The organism is Tamlana crocina, assembly GCA_040429635.1.
GTDB classification, from domain to species: Bacteria; Bacteroidota; Bacteroidia; order Flavobacteriales; family Flavobacteriaceae; genus Flavisericum; species Flavisericum crocinum.
Window position 1 is genome coordinate 750,634 of the sequence record CP158972.1, and the last position, 24,141, is coordinate 774,774.

The following is a 24,141-nucleotide window of genomic DNA, read 5'->3' on the forward strand; positions in this document are numbered from 1 at the left end:
TTTTAAGAGTTATTAGTGTGAGGATTGCGATTTTTTCCTCCCCAGAAAATAAATTAGATTAATGGCAAAAGAAGAATTAGAATGTTCGTTTTGTGGTCGTAAAAAACCCGAAACCAATTTATTGATAGCAGGATTGGATGCTCATATATGCGACAGATGTATTGAGCAGGCGCACGGTATTGTTATAGAGGAATCTAAACAGAACGATACGAGCGACCTTTCTGCAGAATTAAAGCTTCGCAAACCGCAACAAATCAAATCGTTTCTCGATGAATATATAATAGGGCAAGACACTACTAAAAAAGTAATGTCAGTAGCCGTTTATAACCATTACAAGCGTTTGTTGCAAACACCGTCTAAAGACGATATCGATATCCAAAAAAGTAACATCGTTATGGTGGGGCAAACCGGAACCGGTAAAACCCTAATGGCCAAAACCATAGCTAAAATGCTGAACGTGCCTTTAGCTATTGTTGATGCAACGGTACTAACGGAAGCTGGATATGTTGGCGAAGACGTAGAAAGTATTTTAACCCGTTTATTGCAGGCTGCCGATTACAATTTGGAAAAGGCTGAAAAAGGAATTGTTTTTATTGATGAAATTGATAAAATTGCCCGTAAAAGCGATAACCCATCCATCACCAGGGATGTGTCTGGTGAAGGTGTGCAACAGGCTTTATTGAAACTTCTGGAAGGTACTGTGGTTAATGTACCACCAAAAGGTGGGCGTAAGCATCCCGATCAAAAATTCATCGAAGTGAATACCGAAAACATTTTGTTCATTGCTGGCGGTGCTTTTGATGGTATTGAGCGTATCATTTCAAAACGATTGAATATGCAAGCCGTTGGTTACAGCGCATCAATGTCTGACGATATTGTGGATCAAGAAAACCTATTGCAGTATATTATTCCGAAGGATTTGAAGGACTTTGGGTTAATTCCTGAAATCATTGGGCGTTTACCAGTGTTAACGCACATGAACCCTTTAGATGCCGAAACTTTAAGAGCTATTTTAACAGAGCCTAAAAACGCTATTATTAAACAGTACAAAAAGCTGTTTGAAATGGACGACATTGATTTTTCTATCACCGATGGAGCCCTTGGTTTTATAGTTGACAAAGCGATTGAGTATAAATTGGGAGCAAGGGGATTACGATCGCTTTGCGAGGAAATTTTAACCGATGCGATGTTTGAAATGCCTAGTAGCAACGAGAAAAAATTGAATGTTACTAAAGCTTACGCTGAAGATAAATTGACAAAAACCACACTTAAGAAGCTAAAAGCGGTTTCTTAAACAAGTGACAAATAGATATAAAAAAACCACGCTAATTAGCGTGGTTTTTTATTTATGGAAAATTAATTAATAATGGATCTGCTATGTATAAATCTTAAGTTTTTCGATTAATCTGAATCAAATGTATCTTTAATTTAACAAGGCACAAAGCTTTTAAAATGGTTTTAGACTATAAGACGAAATACTCGTTTAAGGACTTATGCACGTGCACTTAATCGGTTATTACGAATTTTTGAGGAAAGCAGTTTGTCTGTTTATTCCAAAATCACAAATTCCACACGTCTGTTCGCTTGCAGGTCTTCTTCGCTACAATTATTTTTGCAATCTATCAATGGTTTGCTTTCACCAAATCCTTTTGATTGCAATCTGCTCTTGCTAATACCATTTTTAATTAAATATTTAACTGCCGATGCCGCACGTTTGTTCGATAAGTTCATGTTGTAAGCATCACGGCCTTTGTTATCCGTATGCGCATTTATAGCCAATTTCATGTCTGGGTGTTCCTTAAGGACTTTAATAATTTTGTTCAATGAAATAAACGATTCTTCCTTCACGTTCCATTTGTTGAAATCGAAGTAAATATTTTCCAAAACAATGCGCATTTCGTCATCAACTTTTGCGATAACGGGTTCGGTGGTGAGTAATTCAAGGTCTTTTCTGTAAGCGGTTTTATAACCTCGGTTGGTATAAAATTCCGACGCACTATCCTTAAATCCGTCTTTGTAGGTGTTCAGCGTATAAGATTCAAAAGGAGAAACGCTTAGCGAATAACTACCGTCTTCGCCCGTTAATGTTCGGCTTAATTCAGCTCCATCTTCATCCTTTAAAATGATTAAGGTATTGGGAAGTTTTATTTGTGTTTCTTGGTCAGCAACCCTGCCCGCTATTGTTTGGATAACTTCGTTGTTAACGGCGGTGTAAATATCGAAACTGCCTTTTCCGTTGGGCCGGTTTGAAGATACATATCCTTTGTTTTTGGCAGCCAAAAAATACGCTACTTCGTCATAAGCAGAGTTTATGGTGTTGCCCATGTTTCTTGGTGATTTGAAACCATGTTTTGAAATCTTGCTCGTAAATAAATCGAAACCCCCCATGTTTTGGTGTCCTTTTGAAGAAAAATAAAAGTATTTGTCGTCTAGTGATAGCGCTGGGTATTTATCGTCGTAGGCGGTGTTTATAGTGTTTCCTAAATTTTTAGGAACACTTATGCTGCCGTCTTCGGCAATATTACAAACATACAGATCGAATCCGCCATAAGAGTCTGGTAGGTTAGCAGAAAAGTAAAGTTGTGTGCCTGCGTGATTTACAAACGGGTTTTCAATGGAAACGCCATTCTCATTCATTGCAAGGAGTTCGTTGTTAATCCAGTTGCCATGGGAGTCTTCTTCAAGTACGGCTCGGTAGAGTTTAAATTCCAATGAGTTTTCTTTGCTGCTTCTCGTGTAATACACCGTTTTTTCGTCTGGTGAGAACGTTAATTGGTCTTCACTAGCATTGGTGTTCAATATTCTGCTGAAAAGATAAGGGGCGCTCAATGCACCGTTTCTGCTAATATCCAAACAATATAGCTCCTTGTAAGCCTCCTTGGTTTTAGGGTCTATTTTGGCCAAACCACCCAGTTTTTTGGAGGAAACCAAAATAAGCTTGTTTCTGAAAAAACCGGAACCAATTTCGGAAAACGCCGTGTTCACACCGGCGTCCAAGAGTTCAAAATCAAATCCGCTATCTTCAAAAGAAAGAACGTCGGTTGTGTTAAATAAATCTGGTCTATGAGGCGTGTTGTGGTTGAAGGCCACTACGTTTGATGGTCCTTGGCTAAACAGCATGAGGGATGCCAAGAAAACGAAAAGGGATAGTTTTATTTTCATTTTTGGGCGAGGGTTTGGATTAATTAGTAACTAAATATAATCCTGAACTCGGTGTAATGAAAAAAACTTAGGCTAAGCGCAATTAAACTCGTTAAGTGTTTGTTTTAAAGAAGTTTATAGGTTTTTTGAGTTTAACGATAATAGCTCTTCCATATAGTCTCTGGTGTTCGATAGCCTTGGTATTTTATGCTGTCCGCCTAATTTATTATTTTGCTTTAGCCAATCGTAAAATAAGTTCTTCCTGGCTAAATTTATTCGGGGTTTATTAAGCGTAATATTGTTGTAGCGCTTGGCTTCGTAATCGGAATTTAAGGCTTTCAGGGCATTATCGAAAAGTTCGTTAAAATAATCGATGTCAGCAGGAGGTGTTTTAAATTCGATAAGCCATTCGTGGGCACCTTTTTCTTTGCCGTCCATAAAAATGGGGGCGGCGGTAAAATCTACAATTTCAGCTTTCGTGCGTTTGCATACTTTTTTAAGGGCGCTTTCGGCATTTTCAATAATAAGCTCTTCGCCAAACACATTAATGTGGTGTTTGGTACGTCCCGAAATTTTTATTCGGTACGGACTTAATGAGGTGAATTTTATGGTGTCGCCAATTTTATAGCGCCAAAGCCCGGCATTGGTGGTGATGATTACCGCATAATTTTGCCCAAGTTTTACCTCGCTAAGCGGAATGGCTTTTTCGGCTTCGGTACCATAAAGCTGCATCGGGATGAACTCATAAAAAATACCATAATCCAGCATCAGCAAAAGCTCATTGGAATTGTTTTGATCCTGAATGGCGAAAAAGCCTTCCGAAGCATTATAGATTTCGTAATATTTGAAGTTTTTATTCGGCAATATTTTTTTGTATTGGTCTTTATACGGAATAAAACTCACTCCGCCGTGAAAGTACACTTCCAAATTGGGCCACACATCGAAAATACTGTTTTTGCCCGTGGTTTCCAAAACGTTGTTCAGGAGTACCAACATCCATGACGGTACGCCAGCTAAGCTGGTTACTTTTTCGTTTATGGTTTCGTCAACAATGGCCTGCATTTTATGTTCCCAGTCGCTCATCAGTGATACCTTGTTGCTGGGCGTGCTACTAAATTCTGCCCAAAACGGCATGTTGTCAATTAAAATGGCCGAAAGATCGCCAAACACAGTGCCATTTTCTTTGTAAAGTTCTTTGCTGCCACCCAATCTCAAGCTTTTTCCTGTAAACAGTTGTGAGTCTTCGTTGTTGTTAAGATACATGCAAAGTAAATCTTTGCTGGCTGCGTAGTGGCAGTCTTCCAACGATTCTTCGCTTACGGGGATAAATTTGCTTTTGGCTCGTGTAGTGCCGCTCGATTTGGCAAACCATTTTATGGGTGTGGGCCAAAAAATATTGTTTTCGCCCATTCGGCTACGTTCAATGTCCTCTTGCCAGCCGTCGTAGTTTTTAATCGGTACGCGCTCGGCAAAAGTGTCGTAACTTTTTATGGATGCAAAATCGTATTTCTTGCCAAATTCGGTGTTTTTGGCCGTGTTTAAAAGGCTTAATAGCAATTCGTTCTGTACTTCATTGGGGTATTTTAAAAACAGTTCAATTTGATGGAAACGTTTCTTCAAAAACCAAGAAGCAATGGAATTTACTATGGGTATTGGCATTTTTAAATTATCTTTAAGTTTTTTAAAAATAATACTTTTTTTTATGACCTACCAAGGCGTTCTAACAAAAATGGAAACGGAGTTTGCAAGCCCCATTCAATACTATTTGGTGTTTGAAAACGACTTTATAAATATGAACCAATTGCTAGATAAAACCATCGGCCTGCAATTTGTTAAATACCAGTGTTTAAACTGTAGTTTAAATAAACCTATTTATCGACAAGGCTTTTGTAAAAGTTGTTTTTACGATGTGCCTCAGGCAGCCGATTGGGTAATGCGCCCCGAATTGAGCACCGCCCATTTGGATAAAGAAGACCGCGATTTGGAATATGAAAAGAAAGTACAGCTACAACCGCATATTGTGTATTTGGCCAATTCCAGTAACGTGAAGGTAGGGGTGACTCGCAAAAGTCAAGTGCCCACACGATGGATAGACCAAGGGGCCCACGAAGCCATCGAAATTGTTGAAGTGCCCAACCGCTATTTGGCGGGAATTACCGAAGTCGCTCTAAAAGATCATGTAAGTGATAAAACCAACTGGCGCACCATGCTGAAAAACGAGATTAAAGATGAAAATTTGGTGGAGTGGCGTGAAAAACTAAAAAGCTTTGTGCCAAGCGAGGCTATGGATTATTTTATTGAAAGCAATAGCGAAACCAATTTGAATTTTCCAGTGTTGAAATACCCAGAAAAACCAAAAAGTTTAAACTTAAAAAAGGAAAAACAATATACCGGAAAATTAGTTGGGGTAAAGGGTCAATATCTCATTTTTGAAGATAATACTGTATTTAATGTACGCGCCAATGAAGGTTTGGTAGTGCAAATTGTAGTTGGGCCTTAGCGGAATAAATTTTGTGCAAGTTGCAGATTTTCAGTATCTTTTAAATAAAAATGAAAGTCCCTGCAATGTTTTACGTCGCGTTAACCACTTTTCTGTTGGTGCTTTTAGCAGTAATGGTAAGTTTGGACGTGCCTTTTGGGCTGGTGTTTTACACCAAATGCGTGGGGCAGTTCTTTCTATTAGTTATGGTATATAAAGTGCTGAAGGATAATTATACAACCAATAAAACCTTCGACCATTTTTATGAAGATTACCCCAAAGAGTAGAGCCTGCTTAAAAAGTCATCTTTCCGAAAAACTCGAAGAAGTCCTCTTAAATCAAGATTTTGATTCTCAGATAAGTTCGATGAAGATTCCGTAATAGCTATCGCTTTTTAGGCAGGCTCCCTTATATGGTTATATTTCCTCCTGATCTCTTAAATTTTGAATGTATGCCGCTTTTTGTATTTCACGACGTCTTTTAACAGATGGTTTAGTAAAGAACTGATTCTCCCTTAAATTTTGCATCACTTTAATATTACGGTGTTTACGTTTGTAGCGTTTTAAGGCACGCTCTATGTTTTCGCCATCTTTTACAATAATTTTTAACATATATAGAATTTAAATTTATTTGATGATTCGGGATTATCCCAAATACGTTTTTAATACTTTGCTTTTAGAGGTGTGTCGCAAACGGCGAATCCCCTTTTCTTTTATTTGTCTTACGCGCTCTCTAGTCAAGCCAAAAGCGTCACCAATTTCTTGTAGGCTCATAGGGTGCTTTTTGCTAATGCCGTAATAATGTCTAATCACCTCGGCTTCTTTGTCCGAGAGGGTATCTAACGCCCGATTCACTTCTACATTCAATGAATCTTGAATTAATTCAGAATCCGGGCTAGGCAACTCATCGGTTTTCACCACGTCGTATAAACTAAAATCTTCACCTTCCTTTAACGGGGCGTCCATTGAAACGTGGCGTCCAGAAATTTTTAAAGATTGCTTAACGTTACTTTCCGTAAGGTCTAAATTTTTGGCAATCTCGTGTGCGCTGGGTGCCCGTTCGTGGGTTTGCTCCAAATGCGAATAGGCTTTATTGATTTTGTTTATCGAGCCAATTTTGTTCAAAGGTAATCTAACTATTCGAGATTGTTCGGCTAAAGCTTGAAGAATTGCTTGTCTAATCCACCAAACGGCATACGAAATGAATTTAAAACCGCGGGTTTCGTCAAATCGTTTTGCCGCTTTTACTAGGCCAGCATTGCCTTCGTTGATTAAATCGGGCAATTTTAAACCTTGGTTTTGATATTGTTTAGAAACCGAAACCACAAAACGCAAATTGGCAGTCGTGAGTTTTTCTAAAGCTTTTTGGTCCCCCTGTTTAATGCGCTGCGCCAATTCTACCTCCTCTTCGGCGGTGATCATAGGTATTTTGCTAATATCCTGAAGGTACTTGTCTAAAGATTTCGACTCGCGATTGGTAACTTGTTTTGTGATTTTTAATTGCCTCATCTATGGAATGTAAGTTTTATATATTATACATAGTATAACATAAACGATTTAACCGAAAATCCTAATAAATTGACGAATTTCTTTTGAAAAAGCTTCGTTTTTGGTGAAAATTAACTATTTTTTAAGGTTTTTTGCTCGAAATTTCAAAAAAAACACCTTTGGTGGCTGTATTGGTTTTTAAGGCTATTTGCGTTAGGGATTGCAATGGAAATCCTTTTTGTGAAGCATGAGCAAAAAGATTGAAATGGAAAGCCCGACCCCGAACTTGTAGAGGGGGAACGCCCCAAAAACTATTCTTTAAACCAACTGGAATATTTTACGTAATTATTGGCAATGCGGTCTATTTCGCCTGAAATGAGTTCTTTGCTGATATCCTTTATTTTTTTTGCGGGTACTCCGGCGTAAATACTTCCCGTTTCAACAATGGTGTTTTGGGGTACTACCGCACCAGCAGCAATAATACTGTTGCTTTCTACCACGCAGCCATCCATAACAATACTGCCCATGCCCACCAAAACGTTGTCTTTCAGCGTGCACCCGTGTACTAAGGCATTGTGCCCAATAGATACGTTATTGCCAATGGAGGTGCCGAATTTTTGGTAAGTACAGTGTATTACGGCGCCATCTTGCACATTCACTTTATTGCCCATTTTAATAAAATTTACATCACCCCGAATAACGGCATTGAACCAAACGCTGCATTCGTTGCCCATTTTAACGTCTCCCACTATTGTAGCGTTTTCGGCAATGTAGCAGTCGGCTGGAATTTCTGGCGAAGAGCCGTTTACTGGTTTTATAATAGGCATAGCGAATTTTAGGTTTATTGTGGATAAATTACAAAGCGTAAATATAAAGTAAACCATTTACTTTTTATTATTTTGTCGGATAATGATAAAACCAACCACATATTATATAGCGCTGGGCAGTAATAAGGGCGATAAGTTTAAAAACCTACAACTAGCCATTGATGCCGTTTACGCGGAAATAGGCCATGTTGCCAAGATTTCTAGGGTTTACAAATCGCCAGCATTAGGGTTTGCAGGCGAAGATTTTTTTAATTGCTGTTTGGAAATGCACAGTAGGCTACAGCCCCAAGTCGTGCTTGATAAACTTTTGAAGATTGAAACCCAATTGGGAAGAACCCGAACGGATGGTGCTGGTTACGAAGCACGGACTATCGATTTGGATATTGTTTTTGCCGAAGCTAGTATTATCGATACCGAAACGCTGCAAGTTCCGCATCCTGAAATGCAAAAAAGGCGTTTTGTGCTGCAGCCCTTAAACGATGTGGCAAGCAAAGTGAAACATCCGGTTTTAAAGAAATCCGTTTCGGTTTTGTTGGAGGAATGTGAAGATGACTCTGACTTGGAGCCCATTAACCAGTGGTTAAAGAACCCCAGTAAAACTTTTAGCTTTTCAAACTACAATTACATTGCCATTGAAGGGAATATTGGTGCCGGAAAAACCAGTTTAGCCAATAAGATAGCCAACGATTTTAACGCGAAATTGATTTTAGAGCGTTTTGCCGATAATCCATTTTTGCCTAAATTTTACGAAGATGCCAACCGTTATGCCTTTGCCTTAGAGATGTCGTTTTTGGCCGACCGCTATCAGCAAATTAGTGACGATTTGGCGCAGCTCGATTTGTTTAAGGATTTTATTGTGAGCGATTACGATGTGTTTAAATCGCTTATTTTTTCGAAAATCACACTTCAAGAGGATGAGTTTAAGCTGTACCGAAAGTTGTTTAATTTGATGTACAAAGATTTGAAAACTCCCGATTTGTACGTGTACCTGTATCAAAACACCGAACGCTTGCAACAAAACATAAAAAAGCGCGGGCGCGATTACGAACAAAACATAGCCAACGATTATTTGGAAAAAATAAATACGGGCTATTTGGAGTTTTTAAAGTCGCAAACCGATTTCAACGTAAAAATTATCGATATTTCTGAAAGGGATTTTGTAGAAAATCGCGCCGATTATTTGTGGGTGTTGGGGAAGATTTGTGGAGGTAAATAATTAAATAGAAGAACCTATATTTTTTATAATGTCTATTTCTCTTTGGTTTTGATTTATTTTTTGAATGGTTTTGTTGAAAGTTTGTTCAAGCTTTACCGTGCCATCAGTCATAAAATCTATCATTTCATTCCAATCTTTTTTATTGAAAACAAAAACATAAGAATCAAACAAAACTGTAGGTAATTTTAATGTTTTTTTTAAGAGGATGTCTATTCCACAACACAATCCTCAAACAAAATGCCATCTGCTTTTCCAATGTCGCACCGCCTAAATCAAGAGCAAGCTTTTTAAAAGCAATGTTTTTTCCGCCTAAAACTTCAATAATGGAATCGGGCGTTTTAATGCTTGCATTTTTAACGGTAAGGTTTTCGGCATCGTGGATAATGGCCAAATTGCTTCATTGGGCGTTAGCGTTACTTTTGCTTCACGCAAAGACGCTAAGTCGCAAAGTTTTATATTGCATTTTAGAAAGGGAAGAGAAATAGTTTGTTTTTTAGGCTTTTTAACTTTGCGTTTCTGTGCCTTCGCGAGAGCTTGTGTTAATGTCCCGCGAAAAACTTAAAACATTTCGTATAGTTTAGTGACAATACGGCCTTTGTTGTTATCAAAAATGTATTCGCCGAAGTGTTGTTCGGCCTTGATTTTAAGATTGAAAGGCGCTTTTAAAATATCAACACCGCTATTTTGTTTTATTCTGATGCCTTGCCCGGAAATGATGTCTTTGTTCGGAATGAAGTCGCCCGTGGGAAGGTGTTCGGTCAGGATGATGTATTTGTAATTTGCCAATTTTTTGGTGATGGCCAAAACTTCTCCATTCGATAAATGCTGCAAAACCTGCCGAAGCATTATGAAATCGGCAGGAGGAAGGTCGCCTTTAGCAATGTCCAAACACAAAAACTCTAAATGGGATTCCGGAAACAACGTTTTGTTGCGCTCAATCAAGTTTTCAACAATATCGACACCGGTGTATTTTTTAGTGTGTTGGTAGAGGTGTTTTCCAATGTTGAAATCGCCACAACCCAAATCGCAAACCGTTAAGGGGTTGCTGAACGATTTTAAAAAAGCAGTTACAGTTTCGAGATACGGATTGATGATTTCCGGATCGTGGGAGCCTTCACCTGAATAAAAATCAAAATCGGTGCCGCCCCAAAGGTGCATATCGTAAATTTGTTCCATCACGGCTTTTGTGGGCCAGGGTGTTTTTTTACCCATCGTTTTTACTTAAGGTTATTTTATCACGTAACTTCATGAAAGGGGTTTCGAAGTATTTGTAAATTATTATTGATAAAAAAATAGTTGAAAACCAGAACAGACTGTACTTAGTGATTAGACTTAAATGGCTATTTAGATTTTGTAATGGTAACCAGTTGATTTTCATAATTATCCATTCTAAAACAATGGTGTAATTCACTAGGTACATGGAATAAGAAATCAAGCTTATATAGGTTAAAGATTTGTAAATCGTCCCTTTACCATTTTTTAATGTACTTAAAAAAGGTAAAAGAAAAAGAGTGGCAAGAGAAATTACAGAAAACGAAAAAACACAATCATAAAGTTCAAAAGATTTAAAACATAAAAAATTGAATTTGTCAAATATAAATAGGAATATGCCAGAAAAGAAGAAATAAGCCCTGTGTTTTGCCCAAAATGAATTGTATTTATAATGTGCATAAGCCCCCAATATACCGTACATTAAACTGTCAAGCCTTGTGAAAACTTGGGTTCTAAATGTTAAATTCCAAACGTCAATGTCGTTTGTTGAGAGAATGGAGTATCTGTAGTATCTAAAAAAAGTGATACTTAAAATAATGCCAATAGCCGTTATTAAAATCGAATTGTCAATTTTGGTTTTAAATATTTTTATGAAAGTAAAAATAATTATGGGCGTTAATAAATAAAACCATTCTTCGATGCTTAAGCTCCAAGCTTCCGGGAAAAAAGCTGGATGCTCGCTAAATAGGTTCTGAGAAAAAATAAAATACTTTAACTTATCTGTTATGGTAAAATTTTTGCCAAATAGGAAGTTTATGATGACAATGGTTGTTAAGATTAAAAAATAATTAGGTAACGTTCTAAACCATCGTCTAATCCAAAAATTAATTAAAAGTTTTAGGTTTACCGTATTGTTTTTTAACAGTTTGATAAGTATACCGCCAATTAAAAAACCACTTAAAACAAAGAAGATGCCTACCCCATCAAAAAGGAAAAGATTAATGTATTTGTAGGTTTCGGATTCAACAAGATTGCCAGCGTGTCCAGCGACAACGAATAAAATTGCAAAAGCTCTCAATATATCCAGACCAAAAATTCTATTTTGGTTTAAATCTATTCTAAAAATGTTTTTCAAAGAATATTGGTTTTTACTTAAGTATTAAGTTTTTTGCTGACAACTTACTAAACAAATCCCAAACCGCCACACCGCAACTTACTGAAATATTCAGTGAATGTTTGCTGCCAAATTGCGGAATTTCAATCACCGCATCACTGGCTGAAACTACATTTTGGGCCACGCCTTTTACTTCGTTTCCAAAAATCAGGGCGTATTTGGTGTTGGGTTTAACCTCAAAATCGTTGAGCATGGTAGCGTTTTCGGCCTGTTCGATGGAGCATATTTTCACACCTTCAGATTTTAATTTTTCAACTGCATCAAGAGTGTTTTTAGAATATTCCCAATCTACCGTTTCGGTGCTGCCCAATGCGGTTTTATGAATGTCTTTGTGCGGCGGCTGGGCGGTAATACCGCAGAGATAAATCTTTTCTATTAAAAAGGCGTCGCTGGTTCTAAATACTGAGCCAATATTGTTTAAACTTCTAATATTATCAAGGATTATAATGATAGGTGTTTTTTCCGCTTCTTTAAAGTCGTCGATACTCAGTCGGTACAGTTCGCTGTTTTTTAGTTTGCGCATAGTTTCATTGTTGACATCTTAATTGAATTGTAGATAACTTGATTGTTGCCAGTTTCAAAAAGCATGAAATTAGTAGTACATTGCATGCTACATTTTTTTCAAAAGTAACATTTAAAAACCATTTTACCGCTAGATTCCCATCTTCGTGGGAATGACAAAAGGATATGACAAAAAAAGCAAAAAAGGAAACCCCGTTGATGAAGCAGTACAACGCCATAAAGGCTAAGTACCCCGATGCCTTGTTATTGTTTCGGGTGGGCGATTTTTACGAAACCTTTGGAGAAGATGCCGTACGGGCGGCCGGTATTTTGGGTATTGTGCTAACCAATAGAAACAATGGTGGAGAAAAGACCGAATTGGCTGGATTTCCGCACCACTCGCTAAATACGTATTTGCCAAAATTGGTAAAAGCAGGAGAGCGCGTGGCCATTTGCGACCAGTTGGAAGACCCCAAACAAACCAAAACCATTGTGAAACGTGGCGTAACCGAATTGGTAACTCCCGGAGTAGCTTTGAATGATGAGGTGTTGGTGTCTAAATCGAACAACTTTTTATGTTCGGTGTATTTCGATAAAAAATATATCGGGATTTCGTTTTTGGATATTTCGACGGGTGAATTTTTAACCTCGCAGGGCAATGCTGAGTATATCGATAAATTGCTGCAAAACTTCAGCCCGAGTGAAGTATTGGTGTCTAAACAAAAACGCAGCTTGTTTAAAGACACTTTTGGTGACGATTTTCATACCTTTTATTTGGAAGACTGGGTATATCAAACCGATTATGCCTACGAAACACTTACAAAACATTTTAATACCAAAACGCTAAAAGGTTTCGGCATTGAAGATTTGTACGAAGGTATTATTGCATCGGGTTCCATTTTGCATTATTTGGGTGAAACACAGCACCACAAATTGGAGCACATTACTTCGATTGCTCGAATTGCAGAAGATGATTACGTATGGATGGACAAATTTACTATTCGCAATTTAGAACTTTATAATTCCACCAACAATAATGCGGTAACCTTGCTCAATGTGATCGATAAAACCATTTCACCTATGGGTGGAAGGTTGTTGAAACGTTGGTTGGCCCTGCCCTTAAAAAGTTTAGAAAAAATAAAACAACGCCACCAAGTGGTTGGGTTTTTGTCTTCGGAAAATTCGGTACTTCAGAAAATACAAAGCCACATTAAACACATTGGTGATTTGGAACGTTTGATTTCCAAAACGGCTACCGGAAAGGTGAATCCGCGTGAGGTCATTCAGCTTAAAAATTCATTGGAAGCGATTGTTCCGATAAAATCATTGGCATCAAATTGCGATAACGAATCGCTGAAAATTATTGGCGAAACCCTGCAAAGTTGCGATGTGCTTCGTGAAAAAATCAAGCAAACGCTAAACGAGGAAGCGCCCGTAAATGTATTGAAAGGAAATACCATTGCAGAAGGCTTTTCATCAGAACTGGATGAGCTAAGAAATCTTTCAAAATCCGGTAAGGATTATTTGGACAATATGCTGGAGCGCGAAAGTGAACGCACCGGAATCACTTCGCTTAAAATTGCTTCCAATAATGTGTTTGGCTATTATATTGAAGTGCGGAACACGCACAAAGATAAAGTGCCTGCCGAGTGGATAAGAAAGCAGACTTTGGTGAACGCCGAGCGCTACATTACTGAAGAACTGAAAGAATACGAAGCCAAAATTTTAGGTGCCGAAGAACGTATTTTGGCCATCGAACAACAGTTGTTTGCCGAGTTGGTGGCTTGGATGAACCAATACATAAAAGCAGTACAGCAAAATGCCTACCTTATTGGACAACTTGATTGTTTATGCGGCTTTGCGCAATTGGCAAAAGATAATCATTATGTGTGCCCCGATATAGACGATTCGCACGATTTGGAAATTAAGGAGGGGCGTCACCCTGTTATCGAAAAGCAGTTGCCTTTGGGGGAAGCCTATATTGCCAACGATGTGTTTTTAGATCGGGCATCGCAACAAATCATTATGATAACTGGTCCGAATATGTCTGGTAAATCGGCCATTTTACGTCAAACAGCATTGATTGTGCTGTTAGCTCAGATAGGAAGTTTTGTGCCAGCCAAGGAAGCAAAAATCGGTCTGATTGATAAGATTTTTACCAGAGTAGGGGCGAGCGACAACATTTCTATGGGTGAATCGACCTTTATGGTAGAAATGAACGAAACGGCTTCCATTTTGAACAATATTTCAGAACGGAGTTTAGTGTTGCTTGATGAAATCGGGCGAGGCACCAGCACCTATGATGGTATTTCCATTGCTTGGGCCATCAGCGAGTATTTGCACGAACACCCCGCTAAACCGAAAACACTTTTTGCGACACATTACCACGAGCTGAATGAAATGACCGAAACGTTCGAGCGCATTAAAAATTTCAATGTTTCGGTAAAGGAATTGAAAGACAATGTACTGTTTTTAAGAAAACTGGTTGAAGGCGGTAGCCACCATAGTTTTGGAATTCACGTAGCAAAAATGGCGGGAATGCCGCAGCAAGTTTTGCATCGCGCCAACAAAATTCTGAAGAAATTGGAGCAGTCGCATTCCAGTGAAGAGCTTACCGATAAGGTGAAATCTTTGGAAAATGATATGCAGTTGAGTTTTTTCAATTTGGATGATCCGTTGCTCGAAAATATAAAGGACGAAATTTTACATACTGATATTGATACCCTTACGCCCGTTGAAGCCCTTATGAAATTGAATGAAATCAAGCGCATGTTGGTTAAGAAAAAGCAGGCTTAAAAATTATTTCATTTATTTTGATAAAAGGCTTTGGATTTAATGGAAATATTTTAAATTTGCATCCGCAATACGGTATTGCAACGTACAACAACATAATGCGAAAGTAGCTCAGGGGTAGAGCATCACCTTGCCAAGGTGAGGGTCGCGGGTTCAAATCCCGTCTTTCGCTCTGATTTTAAAAATACCAAGCTGAAGTGGTGGAATTGGTAGACACGTTGGACTTAAAATCCAATGGCCATTATGGCCGTGCGGGTTCAAGTCCCGCCTTCAGTACTAAAAGCCTTTACAATATTTGTTGTAGAGGCTTTTTTGTTTAGGTACAACACAATTAACTAGGCACCTTTACAAAACACAAAAACCCTCATGTTTACAAGGGTTTTTGTGTTTTGTAAAGGTGCCTAAAAAAGGGCTGATTGAAACCAGTCCTTTCACTCTTTCTTAAATCAAAAATTGACTGACTAACTCAAATAATTATTAGAAAGGTGTTACTAATTATTGTTTTTACATTTCAGGTTTAAAAACTACTTCATAGGATTTACTTTCTTCCAACAAATCCTTTGTTATACTTTGAATATCTTCTATTGTTATAGCTTTGACAATGTTCTCAAAATTTTCTGGAGTGTTTGGATTATAACCGTCTATAATGTAGGTTTTCATTGCAGACATTTCATATTGGTTAGAGCTTTTACTTTCTTTTTTGTTTTTGCCTTAGGTTTTTAGAAATCACTTTTCATTTAAAAAAATATTTTTCAAAGTTTCTTCTAAAGCAACTCCTCTTAAGCCTTCTTTTATCTTCAGTATTTTTCCCTCTGGAGAAACTAAAACTATATATGGGATCCCTCGATATTGGTATAATTGCATGGTTTCCTTTTTTTCATCCCATAATTTTACGTAAGGCAATTGTTCTTTTTTCAAAGCTTTTTCCCAAGCTTCTTTTTTACTGTCAATAGAAACAGAAACTACTTGAAACCCTTCATCTTTAAATGTATTGTAAGCCTTTTTTAAATGAGGGATTTCCCGTCTGCATGGGCCACACCAGCTTGCCCAAAAATCAATAAGCACATAAGACCCTTTAAAGTCGGAAAGTTTTACAATTTTGTTTGTATCATCAACCAGTGTAAAATCAGGCGCCATAGCACCAACAGAAGATTCTTCTTTTAATTTCACTTGCTCCTTTAAAAGCGAAATATAGTAGGAGTCTTCAATATTTGGAGAAAACTTATTTAACAAGTCTTTAATAAATGGAGCAGATTTGGTTCCATAATTTTGATAAACGATATAGGAAAGTGCGATACTTTCTTTGTTGTACTCAATAGCATCTATTATATTTTTCCCTCTTTCAGTATATAACGAATCTACTATATTAGTATAATATTTCAATGTTTTTAAATGCTCTTCACTTTGCTCTACTTTGTTGTAAAGATGAAATGCGTCGTTATATGGTTTTGAATATTTTTCCAATTCAATACTGGCTGGGAAATTAGCCTCCAAGTCCTTGTATTCTTTTGTGGTTGGAGACCCTGTAACTTCTATGTTTTCTAAATTTTCGTTAACAATCGATGCTGTAACGTTAATCGTTTTGCTATCTACAAAGAAGTAAGTCTTATTCACTCTCATGCCACGGTCTTTTTTATTTGATAACTGGGGTACAAAAAGACCTTGCATTTTAGGATTACTTATGTCTAATTCATGTTCAAACACAAAGTTGTCGTTATTGGCCTGAACAGTATCTAAAGGTTGGTGTTGAGCGTCCAATAAAACAATAGGATTATTTCCTAAGCCCTTAATTGTTCCTTGTATTACTGATTTGTTTTGTTCTTTTGAACTGTTGCAGGACACTATGGCAATTGAGATAAAAGTTAAGACATATATTAGGTTTGATATTTTTTTCATTGTTGTAAATTTTAAGAGAGTGAAAAATTAGTTTTGATAAATAGTTTTAAGAAGGTTTTCCAATTCATGGTGCTTTAAATGTTGATCAACAACCTTACCTTCAGGATCTAAAACATAGGTTGTAGGCAATTGCTTTACTTTATAAAGGTTTCTAATTTCAGAATTTTTAAACCCTTTTAAATCTGATACTTGTACCCAAGGAATTTTATCTTCCTCTATGGCTTTCATCCATTTTTCTTTATTGTCATCAAAGGATATTGAAATAATATTGAAGCCTTTATTTTTATATTTTTCATACAAGGGAATAATTTTTTTATTGGCAACTCTACATGGAGCGCACCAACTTGCCCAAAAGTCTATAAGTGTATATCCTTCTTTAAAATCTTCGATAGTGTATACTTTTCCGTTTGGGGTTTTTAGCGAAAATGCAGGCGCGGTTTTGCCTATTATTCTATTTGCTTCTATGGTTTTTAGTTTATTACCAATAAAATCTAGCATAGGATTTCCTTTGTGTGCATCAATGTTTACAATATTAAAAAAGTCTTTTAGTTCATGATAACTTAATGGACCAAGTCTGACTAAATCTTTCAGTAAGTAAAGCGATATGTAAGATTCTGGATGGGTTCGTATATAATTTTTTTTAATGTTTAATTGCTCTGTAAAATATTTGGTAGATAGTGTATTAAGCTCTGCTTTGATTAGTGTTGTGTCTTGCGATACTTTACTTAATTTTTCATTTAACGGATTAAGTTTTTTTAATAACTCGTTGTATTCATATTGTAAAGAGTTTTCTGGTGCTTGAATTAAAGCTTCCTTGTTTTCAATATGAAAGGTGTAATTTAATCCAGGTTCATAAAAAAATAAGGGTCTGGACACCTTACGATCATTCGTTCTAATTTGTAAAAGCTTTTTGTTTTTAAACGAAAGATTAAAACTAAAGGTTTGATTTACTGCGTTAGTTGAATCTAAAATGGTATAACCATTTTCCAGACCAATTAGTTTTATTTGTTGTACGTTATCATTATCGGTTATTTTACCAATAAGATTAGGTTTTGTAGATGGTTTACAACTAGCAAATAAAAGTAGTATAAGCAGTGAAGCATTTAGTGTTTTCATGGGGTTTCTTTTGTATAAATGATTCCGGATTTAATGATAAGATGTAGATCTTTTAAGTTTTCTAAATCTTTTAAAGGGTTTTTGTTAAGAATAATGATATCTGCTTTTTTTCCATTTTCTATAGCGCCTCTATCTGTAAGTCCAATACTTTCTGCGCCTATTTTAGTGGCGCTGTATAGTGCTTCTTCTGTAGTAAATCCGCATTTATCGATAAGTAATCTTAATTCTTTATAAAAAGGAATTTCAGGTTCGTATATATAGGGCCAATCGGTTCCTACACTTACTTTAACTCCTAGTTTATGTGCTCGTTGTGTAACGTTCACGCCGTTGTGCATACTGTTGTTTTCTGCTATATAGTTTGTTGCATCGAGAATAACATTATTGTTTTTCATGATATATAATAAACTATCCAGCTTATCATAATTAATATCTTTGGCTAAATCTGCTCGGGTTATAGTGCCAGTAGTATTTAATCCATACATCATATCCCAAGCATGAGACATGGTATTCACTTTTGCTGTTGCAATTTGTAATGGAGAAGCTGGAAATACTGCAGCATGACTCCAAGATTGAAGCCCTTGTTTTTTTGCTTCTTTAACTATTTTTGTAACCAACGAAGGTTTTAAGTTTGCATAAATTTTAATACCCGTAACACCAGCTCCCTTTGCTCTAGCTATTGCCAAAGGCATATTTGTTGAATCTGTTATGCTTTGCGCCCAAGGTCTGTCTCTTTTGCTTCTCGTATTGGTTGCATAACTTCGCATCTCATTAAAATATTCTGGTCCTGCAAATTGTGAAGCGTAAAAAATTGAAGGCGCAGGTATTTGATTTAAATTGCTTGCTCGTGCATAATCTGAGAGAATAATGGCATTTCCTGCCATATCACGCACCGTGGTAATGCCAGAATAAAGCATTTTATTTAATTGCTGTTCCATAAAAGCATTGTTCTCGTTTCTGCCTTCTTTAGGAACTGTAGCTAAATGTACATGTGTATCTATTAAACCAGGTAAAATATACTTTCCGTTGAGGTCTATAACTTTAGCATTGGCATAGGTTTTTGTATTATTTAGGTAGTATAACTCTTTAATGCTGTCCTTTTCAATTACAATGGTTCCTTTTTTAACGATAGCGCTCTCAGGAGTTAGGTTTATAATAAACCCGTTTTTTAAAACCAATAAAGAATCCTTTTTTGCTTGATATTGCCCATAAGATTTGTTAATACCAATACAAAGCAAAAGGAATAAACTTAGTTTCAATATGTTTTTCATTTTATATAATTATTATGTCGGAGAGATTAAAAAAATAAAGGTGGTTGATTAATAGCACCACCTTTATTAATTGACAACTAATTCAAAAAAAATAATAAAGTTCTATTTAGTAAGCCTTTTAAATTATTTAGGGTTTTTGGTTAGATATTTATAACCATATAAATTAAAAAGCAAATGACCAATAGCCCTGATAGGTTTAGAACTTACCATGACAGTATACTATTGATATCCATCATTTTGATTTAAACCTGATCTGTCTATTTCTAGTTGCGGAATAGGTAAGGCAAAACGATTCGCATTAGGAGCTAATGATGTACCGTCTGGTCTTGTAAACCCAAGCCCTAGACGTTTTAAATCGGTAAATCTAAAACCTTCAAAAGCAAGTTCACGACGGCGTTCATCTAAAATTTCATTTGATAAATCGCTACCTACATAATCACCCAAGCCTCTAGCATTTCTTAAAATATTTAAATGATTTAACGCCATGCCTGCATTTTCTGTTTTATCATAAGCCTCTGCAAGAATTAGGTGTAATTCTGGAACGCGTATCAATTTAATATCTGTTGCCCCAGGATTAAAAGTAGCATCATCGGCAGTTCTGGTACTGGCATGCTTTTTAGGATAAAAAGCTCCTGAGCCAAAGGGTTCTGGTTCAAAATAAGTAGCAAACCTAATGTCGTTGGTTTGATCGTAAAGGTTTATTAAGTCATCAGACACAAAATAAGGAAAACTGAAAAAAATTGGTATAGATAGTAAGGCTGCGTTAAAGCTAGCATCAGATTCTTCAAATCGAATTCTGAAAATGATTTCATCTGAATCATCCTCCAGCCATTGTTTTTGTAAGTCTGCTGCATTGGTGTTAAGCATATATCTGCCATCTGTTAAGGCACGCTGCGCATAGGTAATGGCATTGGAAAAATCGTTTGTCTCGTGATATACCCTGGCTGTTAATGCTTCAATAGCAGTTTTAGACATTCTATAAGAATTAACATCGTTTGTAGCCAAACTTACTGCTTCTAGTAAATCGTTCAATACAAAATCTATAACTTCTTGATTCGTATTTCTAGGCTTTATATCTAATGGATCCTCTGTTTCGAGTTTATATGGGACTGCTAACGCGTTAGCATCTGTATTGTAAGCTGGCGCAAAGAAGCGATACAAGTTATAATATAACATGGCTCTAACACCAAGTGCTTCTGCAAGAAAAGCGTCTTTGTTTGTTACATTACTTGTCCTTGCAACTTTTATAATAGCATTAACGTTATTTATCGCTTTATAGGACTCTCTCCAAAACCCTTCAATTTGAAATGCCGTAGCATCATACGCTAATGGATAAATATCAGAATGACTTCCTTCAAATGTAAAGCCATTAGGATCTCCCGCAATAATATCATCATTTATGGCTTCAGGAATAGAATAAATGCAAAAGTTATACCCTAAAAAGTCTTCTTGCATGATGGCGTAAACCCCATCAAGAGCGGTCCTAAATCCCGCTTCGGTTTGAAGTAAATTTTCTGGAGCTACTTCGTCAAGTGGTTCTTTGTCTATAATATCATCAGAACAGTTTGTAAGTCCGATGGTTACTAAAAATATAAATATAAATTTTATAATCGTTTTCATGGTTTTTTAATTAAAAGTTAGCATTAATACCAAAAGAAAATCCTGTGTTAATAGGTGCTGATAAGCCAATACCTCCAATTCCTGTGGCAAACTCAGGATCTATATAATCCACGTCTGTAATAGTAATGATGTTTTGGGCTTGGGCAAAAAGTCTTAAACGCTCGATACCTATTTTCTTTGAAACGGTTTCATTTAGCGTATAGCCTATAACAATATTTTTAAGCTTTACGTAACTAGCATCCTGCAAGAACTGGGTAGACGCTTGGAAATCTGAAGCTATTGATCTTCTGGGCGTTCTGGAATTAACTTCTCTAACCGCAATATTTGTTTGGTCGCCAGGATTTTGCCAAGCGTTTAATACATCAATATGTTGATTTAGGCCTACATTATTATACAAGCTGTGTAAACCATTGTTTAAAATATAATTGCCTCCAGAGAATGAAACTAAAAAAGAAGCGTCGAAATTTTTAAAAGTAAACGCATTGGTAACACCGCCATGATATGTTGGTATCGCCGTTTTGTCGCTTACTTCTCTTAATTCATCAATTTCTGCTCTGTTGCCACTACGGGTATCTGGGTCAAAGTCTATAAGGTTCCCATTGGGATCTGTATACTGGTTAAATCCGGTGTCTGGATTTACACCCGCCCAATCCACTATATATAATGCGTTTATAGGACTCCCTGCTTGGTAAGCTATACTGCCTAATTCAATGAGTTCTCGATCTTTAGTCAAAGAAACTACAGTGCCTTCGTTAGTTGAAAACGTAATATTGGTAGTCCATGTAAAATTATTATTTTGAACATTGATGGTGTTTAATGCAATTTCGAAGCCTTTATTTTCAAAATCACCAAGATTATCAACCAGGTTGTCGAATCCTGACGTTAATGGCGTTGGAACGGGGTTGAGTAAATCTGAAGTGTTTCTAATGTAATAATCTAAAGAACCGCTAATTCTATTATTAAATAACCCAAAGTCCAATCCGAAGTTGGTGTTGTCATTTTTTTCCCAAGTTAAATTAGGATTGCTTCCTCTTGATAAGGTAGGCACACCGGCACCATCATAGTTAAATCTATATCGATACAGGGATTGAGAAGCAAAGTCTCCTATAAAATCGTTACCAGAAGTTCCTGTGCTAAAACGTAATTTTAAGTTGTTTACCGTATTACTTTCTTTAAAAAGCGTATTGTGAATGTTCCAGGAAGCACCTATAGCCCAGAAATCGGCATATTTGTTATTGTCCCCAAATCTAGATGAACCGTCTCTTCTATAGGACAATGACAAGTTGTATGTATTGTTAAAAGAATAATTTAATCTTGAAAAATAAGAAATAGATCCAGCATGTGTTTCAGTATCAAAAATTGTTGGAGGATTGCCTGCCGCACTTAAAGTTTGAACTGCATCTGATTGGAAATCTCTGCCAATTCCTGTAAAACTAGATGCTTCACTTTCATTAAATTCATTACCTAATAGAAGATTGAAATTATGTTGATTAAAAGTTTTATCCACGGTTGCCATAAGTGTTGCCGTATAGTTGTTGTCATCACTATTAATTGAAGTTAGAACTCCGCCTTGGACAATCACGTTTTCATAAGTCTTATTCCTAAATGTGTTATAATTGGCTCCCAAAATACCGTTTAAGGTTAACCATTCTAAGGGTTTATATATTAAATTAGCACTTCCGCCAATATTTTTTCTTATTGATCTTGTACTCGTATTGTCTCTCAGAAAGAGTGGGTTGATTTGTTGGCCTCTTGCACCTGTAACGTCTAAAACAGCGATTGTTCTTGCGGGGTTTCCAGAATCATCAAATACTTGCTCCCAAGGGTTTAATAAAAAGGCATTAGAAAAAGGGTCGCCTACAGTACGCCTGTCTTGATTATTAACATTTCCAAAATTTCCGGACAATGCTAATTTTAGTTTTTTGTTCAGCTCAAAATCTGCCCGCATTGTAACCGTGTAACGTTCATATTCGCTGCCAAAAATATTATCGACGTTGCTGTAGGATATGGACGAGTAGTAGCTTGAATTATTACCGCCACCAGAAATAGCAATATCATGATTATGGCTCACCTCATTGCCTATTAGTAAATCGGTCCAATTAATATCATTACCTGAATTTCTGCGCTCATCCAATAAAGCCTGACCCTCCCGGTCATAAACCCCTAAAGACTCTTCGTAATCAAGTTTTTGAGAAGCGTTCATGATATCGTCTGTAAATGACGTGTCTGGGTTGTTAAAACCTAATCTTGAATTTACAGCAACTTGTAATTTGCTATTTTTTGTTCCTCTTTTAGTGGTAACTAAAATGACACCGTTAGAAGCTCTGGAACCATAAATAGAAGTAGCTGCAGCATCTTTTAAGATACTGATATCTGCTATATCATTAACATTTAGAGCGGCAAAGCTAAAGCCTCGAGAATTTTCCGAAGCTGGCATTTGCACACCATCGATAACAATTAAAGGTTCTGTATTTGCGCTTATAGAGCCAACACCTCTAAGTAGAATGGATGGGGGTGTATCTGGATTGTTAAAGCTTTCCTGTACGAGTAAGCCAGGTACAACACCAATTAAAGCATCAGCAAAAGATACATTTTGAGTGGTTTGTAATACTTTTGTATCAACCTTATTTACTGCTCCTGTTAGTTTTTCTCGAGATTCGTTACCGTACGCTACAACGACAACCTCATCCAGTTTAGAAGCATCTTCTTTCATGGTAATGTTAACTATGGTTTGATCCTCGATAACAATTCTCTGCATAATAAAACCGACATGACTAAATTTAACAATATCACCTTCTTGAACCGCTATTTCATATCCACCATCAAAATCGGTGGTTGTTCCTTTAAAGTTATTGTTTCCATTGCGATGTACTAAGATGGTAACGCCAGGTAATGGCACATCATTTTCGTCGGTTACCTTTCCAGAAATTGTTCTACTCTGGTCTACAGGAGGTTTTTCTTTTAAAATAATTGTTTTATCTGCTGTGAGTTCGTAGAGATAATTGCTAAAAGAGAGGCATCTAGAGAGTAAGTCGTGCGCCGTAATAATGCCTTTGTTTAATTTAACGCTAGGCGCGTTTTTAAAGCTTTCTGTTCGATAAACAAACCGATAATCTGTTTCTTTTTTTATCAATTCAAAAACATCTATAACCGACAGTTCCTGGTCATGATCAATGTCTATTTTAATATTTTGAGTAAACCCAGTAATAGGGTTTAAACCAAATGTTAATGTGCAACATAAAAGAACGAATAGTCTCATAATCCAAATAAAGAGTACTTTCCTAATATAAATAGGAACTCTAGTAAAATTAATTTCCATAAATTTGATTGTTTTAAGTTAGTTATACTTCATAATTAATTTATACTTAAGAGGGACAGAGAATGGTACGGTAGGATGTCTAAACTCTGCTC

The 24,141-nt window shown here is 36.7% G+C and carries 21 protein-coding genes and 2 tRNA genes; 7 read left to right on the forward strand and 16 right to left on the reverse strand.

The annotated features are described in order from the left end of the window. Nucleotides 1-61: 61 nt before the first annotated feature. Nucleotides 62-1,294 (forward strand): ATP-dependent Clp protease ATP-binding subunit ClpX, encoded by a 1,233-nt coding sequence (clpX, locus tag ABI125_03370; protein ID XCF06907.1) that lies wholly within the window; start codon nt 62-64, stop codon nt 1,292-1,294. 254 nt (nt 1,295-1,548) lie between these two features. Here the strand turns inward: clpX and ABI125_03375 are convergent, their stop codons facing one another. Both ABI125_03375 and ABI125_03380 read right to left on the reverse strand, forming a co-directional pair. Then, complete coding sequence (locus ABI125_03375) at nt 1,549-3,162, reverse strand: OmpA family protein (protein XCF06908.1); 1,614 nt, start codon at nt 3,160-3,162, stop codon at nt 1,549-1,551. 114 nt (nt 3,163-3,276) lie between these two features. Next, nucleotides 3,277-4,800, reverse strand: a complete 1,524-nt coding sequence (locus ABI125_03380; protein ID XCF06909.1) for a GH3 auxin-responsive promoter family protein — start codon at nt 4,798-4,800, stop codon at nt 3,277-3,279. Nucleotides 4,801-4,843: 43 nt separating this feature from the next. Between ABI125_03380 and ABI125_03385 the strand changes: the two genes are divergently transcribed. Together ABI125_03385 and ABI125_03390 are read left to right on the forward strand one after the other, a co-directional pair. Beyond that, entirely contained in the window at nt 4,844-5,641 is a 798-nt protein-coding gene (locus ABI125_03385; GenBank protein XCF07870.1) for a DUF2797 domain-containing protein, read from the forward strand. 50 nt (nt 5,642-5,691) lie between these two features. Next, nucleotides 5,692-5,907 carry a hypothetical protein gene (locus ABI125_03390; protein ID XCF06910.1) on the forward strand — a complete coding sequence of 72 codons (216 nt, stop codon included), beginning with the start codon at nt 5,692-5,694 and terminating at the stop codon, nt 5,905-5,907. Between the two features lie 129 nt (nt 5,908-6,036). Here the strand turns inward: ABI125_03390 and rpsU are convergent, their stop codons facing one another. From rpsU to ABI125_03405, 3 genes are all read right to left on the reverse strand, one after another. Further along, nucleotides 6,037-6,231 carry a 30S ribosomal protein S21 gene (gene rpsU, locus ABI125_03395; GenBank protein XCF06911.1) on the reverse strand — a complete coding sequence of 65 codons (195 nt, stop codon included), beginning with the start codon at nt 6,229-6,231 and terminating at the stop codon, nt 6,037-6,039. A 33-nt stretch (nt 6,232-6,264) separates the two neighbouring features. Next, nucleotides 6,265-7,128 (reverse strand): RNA polymerase sigma factor RpoD/SigA, encoded by an 864-nt coding sequence (locus tag ABI125_03400; GenBank protein ID XCF06912.1) that lies wholly within the window; start codon nt 7,126-7,128, stop codon nt 6,265-6,267. Nucleotides 7,129-7,418: 290 nt separating this feature from the next. Continuing rightward, on the reverse strand, nt 7,419-7,934 hold the full coding sequence (locus ABI125_03405) for a gamma carbonic anhydrase family protein (protein XCF06913.1): 516 nt from the start codon (nt 7,932-7,934) through the stop codon (nt 7,419-7,421). An 82-nt stretch (nt 7,935-8,016) separates the two neighbouring features. On the opposite strand from ABI125_03405, the gene folK reads away from it, so the two are divergent. Further along, nucleotides 8,017-9,150, forward strand: a complete 1,134-nt coding sequence (gene folK, locus ABI125_03410; protein XCF06914.1) for a 2-amino-4-hydroxy-6-hydroxymethyldihydropteridine diphosphokinase — start codon at nt 8,017-8,019, stop codon at nt 9,148-9,150. Here folK and ABI125_03415 read toward each other — a convergent pair whose 3' ends face one another. The 5 genes from ABI125_03415 to ABI125_03435 all read right to left on the reverse strand — a co-directional run bounded on the left by ABI125_03415 (nt 9,151) and on the right by ABI125_03435 (nt 12,059). Continuing rightward, nucleotides 9,151-9,321, reverse strand: coding sequence for a hypothetical protein (locus ABI125_03415; protein XCF06915.1), 171 nt, complete (start codon nt 9,319-9,321; stop codon nt 9,151-9,153). Next, nucleotides 9,314-9,541, reverse strand: coding sequence for a hypothetical protein (locus tag ABI125_03420; GenBank protein ID XCF06916.1), 228 nt, complete (start codon nt 9,539-9,541; stop codon nt 9,314-9,316). Before ABI125_03420 ends, ABI125_03415 begins: the two co-directional genes overlap by 8 nt. Nucleotides 9,542-9,708: 167 nt before the next feature. Beyond that, on the reverse strand, nt 9,709-10,362 hold the full coding sequence (locus ABI125_03425) for a class I SAM-dependent methyltransferase (protein ID XCF06917.1): 654 nt from the start codon (nt 10,360-10,362) through the stop codon (nt 9,709-9,711). After that, nucleotides 10,355-11,497 carry an acyltransferase gene (locus tag ABI125_03430; protein ID XCF06918.1) on the reverse strand — a complete coding sequence of 381 codons (1,143 nt, stop codon included), beginning with the start codon at nt 11,495-11,497 and terminating at the stop codon, nt 10,355-10,357. The genes ABI125_03425 and ABI125_03430 overlap by 8 nt, the downstream gene beginning before the upstream one ends. Nucleotides 11,498-11,510: 13 nt before the next feature. Beyond that, nucleotides 11,511-12,059 (reverse strand): RNA methyltransferase, encoded by a 549-nt coding sequence (locus ABI125_03435; protein XCF06919.1) that lies wholly within the window; start codon nt 12,057-12,059, stop codon nt 11,511-11,513. Between the two features lie 164 nt (nt 12,060-12,223). Here ABI125_03435 and mutS point away from each other — a divergent pair, with 164 nt between their 5' ends. The 3 genes from mutS to ABI125_03450 all read left to right on the forward strand — a co-directional run bounded on the left by mutS (nt 12,224) and on the right by ABI125_03450 (nt 15,106). Next, nucleotides 12,224-14,833 (forward strand): DNA mismatch repair protein MutS, encoded by a 2,610-nt coding sequence (gene mutS / locus ABI125_03440; protein ID XCF06920.1) that lies wholly within the window; start codon nt 12,224-12,226, stop codon nt 14,831-14,833. A gap of 97 nt (nt 14,834-14,930) precedes the next feature. Then, nucleotides 14,931-15,002, forward strand: a tRNA-Gly gene (locus ABI125_03445). Nucleotides 15,003-15,021: 19 nt separating this feature from the next. Continuing rightward, nucleotides 15,022-15,106 (forward strand) — tRNA-Leu (locus ABI125_03450). A 228-nt stretch (nt 15,107-15,334) separates the two neighbouring features. Here ABI125_03450 and ABI125_03455 read toward each other — a convergent pair. From ABI125_03455 to ABI125_03480, 6 genes are all read right to left on the reverse strand, one after another. After that, on the reverse strand, nt 15,335-15,490 hold the full coding sequence (locus tag ABI125_03455; protein XCF06921.1) for a hypothetical protein: 156 nt from the start codon (nt 15,488-15,490) through the stop codon (nt 15,335-15,337). A gap of 66 nt (nt 15,491-15,556) precedes the next feature. Further along, nucleotides 15,557-16,726: a TlpA disulfide reductase family protein gene (locus ABI125_03460; GenBank protein XCF06922.1), complete on the reverse strand. Its 1,170-nt coding sequence runs from the start codon at nt 16,724-16,726 to the stop codon at nt 15,557-15,559. Nucleotides 16,727-16,753: 27 nt separating this feature from the next. Continuing rightward, nucleotides 16,754-17,842, reverse strand: coding sequence for a TlpA disulfide reductase family protein (locus tag ABI125_03465; protein ID XCF06923.1), 1,089 nt, complete (start codon nt 17,840-17,842; stop codon nt 16,754-16,756). Beyond that, nucleotides 17,839-19,110 (reverse strand): amidohydrolase family protein, encoded by a 1,272-nt coding sequence (locus ABI125_03470; protein XCF06924.1) that lies wholly within the window; start codon nt 19,108-19,110, stop codon nt 17,839-17,841. The genes ABI125_03465 and ABI125_03470 overlap by 4 nt, the downstream gene beginning before the upstream one ends. A gap of 219 nt (nt 19,111-19,329) precedes the next feature. Then, the gene (locus ABI125_03475; protein ID XCF06925.1) at nt 19,330-20,730 is read right to left on the reverse strand and encodes a RagB/SusD family nutrient uptake outer membrane protein; all 1,401 of its coding nucleotides are present in this window, start codon (nt 20,728-20,730) and stop codon (nt 19,330-19,332) included. A gap of 10 nt (nt 20,731-20,740) precedes the next feature. Next, a complete protein-coding gene (locus ABI125_03480; GenBank protein XCF06926.1) occupies nt 20,741-24,049 on the reverse strand; it encodes a SusC/RagA family TonB-linked outer membrane protein in 3,309 nt (1,102 codons plus the stop codon). Between the last annotated feature and the right edge of the window lie 92 nt (nt 24,050-24,141).

What these genes read in the sequence shown, in the direction of transcription:
- ABI125_03425 (XCF06917.1), bottom strand. Translation starts at nt 10,362, where the DNA reads ATGGGTAAAAAAACACCCTGGCCCACAAAAGCCGTGATGGAACAAATT.
- ABI125_03480 (XCF06926.1), bottom strand. Translation starts at nt 24,049, where the DNA reads ATGGAAATTAATTTTACTAGAGTTCCTATTTATATTAGGAAAGTACTC.
- ABI125_03470 (XCF06924.1), bottom strand. Translation starts at nt 19,110, where the DNA reads ATGAAAAACATATTGAAACTAAGTTTATTCCTTTTGCTTTGTATTGGT.
- ABI125_03385 (XCF07870.1), top strand. Translation starts at nt 4,844, where the DNA reads ATGACCTACCAAGGCGTTCTAACAAAAATGGAAACGGAGTTTGCAAGC.
- folK (XCF06914.1), top strand. Translation starts at nt 8,017, where the DNA reads ATGATAAAACCAACCACATATTATATAGCGCTGGGCAGTAATAAGGGC.
- mutS (XCF06920.1), top strand. Translation starts at nt 12,224, where the DNA reads ATGACAAAAAAAGCAAAAAAGGAAACCCCGTTGATGAAGCAGTACAAC.
- ABI125_03455 (XCF06921.1), bottom strand. Translation starts at nt 15,490, where the DNA reads ATGAAAACCTACATTATAGACGGTTATAATCCAAACACTCCAGAAAAT.
- ABI125_03475 (XCF06925.1), bottom strand. Translation starts at nt 20,730, where the DNA reads ATGAAAACGATTATAAAATTTATATTTATATTTTTAGTAACCATCGGA.
- ABI125_03380 (XCF06909.1), bottom strand. Translation starts at nt 4,800, where the DNA reads ATGCCAATACCCATAGTAAATTCCATTGCTTCTTGGTTTTTGAAGAAA.
- ABI125_03435 (XCF06919.1), bottom strand. Translation starts at nt 12,059, where the DNA reads ATGCGCAAACTAAAAAACAGCGAACTGTACCGACTGAGTATCGACGAC.
- rpsU (XCF06911.1), bottom strand. Translation starts at nt 6,231, where the DNA reads ATGTTAAAAATTATTGTAAAAGATGGCGAAAACATAGAGCGTGCCTTA.
- ABI125_03465 (XCF06923.1), bottom strand. Translation starts at nt 17,842, where the DNA reads ATGAAAACACTAAATGCTTCACTGCTTATACTACTTTTATTTGCTAGT.
- clpX (XCF06907.1), top strand. Translation starts at nt 62, where the DNA reads ATGGCAAAAGAAGAATTAGAATGTTCGTTTTGTGGTCGTAAAAAACCC.
- ABI125_03375 (XCF06908.1), bottom strand. Translation starts at nt 3,162, where the DNA reads ATGAAAATAAAACTATCCCTTTTCGTTTTCTTGGCATCCCTCATGCTG.
- ABI125_03405 (XCF06913.1), bottom strand. Translation starts at nt 7,934, where the DNA reads ATGCCTATTATAAAACCAGTAAACGGCTCTTCGCCAGAAATTCCAGCC.
- ABI125_03400 (XCF06912.1), bottom strand. Translation starts at nt 7,128, where the DNA reads ATGAGGCAATTAAAAATCACAAAACAAGTTACCAATCGCGAGTCGAAA.
- ABI125_03390 (XCF06910.1), top strand. Translation starts at nt 5,692, where the DNA reads ATGAAAGTCCCTGCAATGTTTTACGTCGCGTTAACCACTTTTCTGTTG.
- ABI125_03460 (XCF06922.1), bottom strand. Translation starts at nt 16,726, where the DNA reads ATGAAAAAAATATCAAACCTAATATATGTCTTAACTTTTATCTCAATT.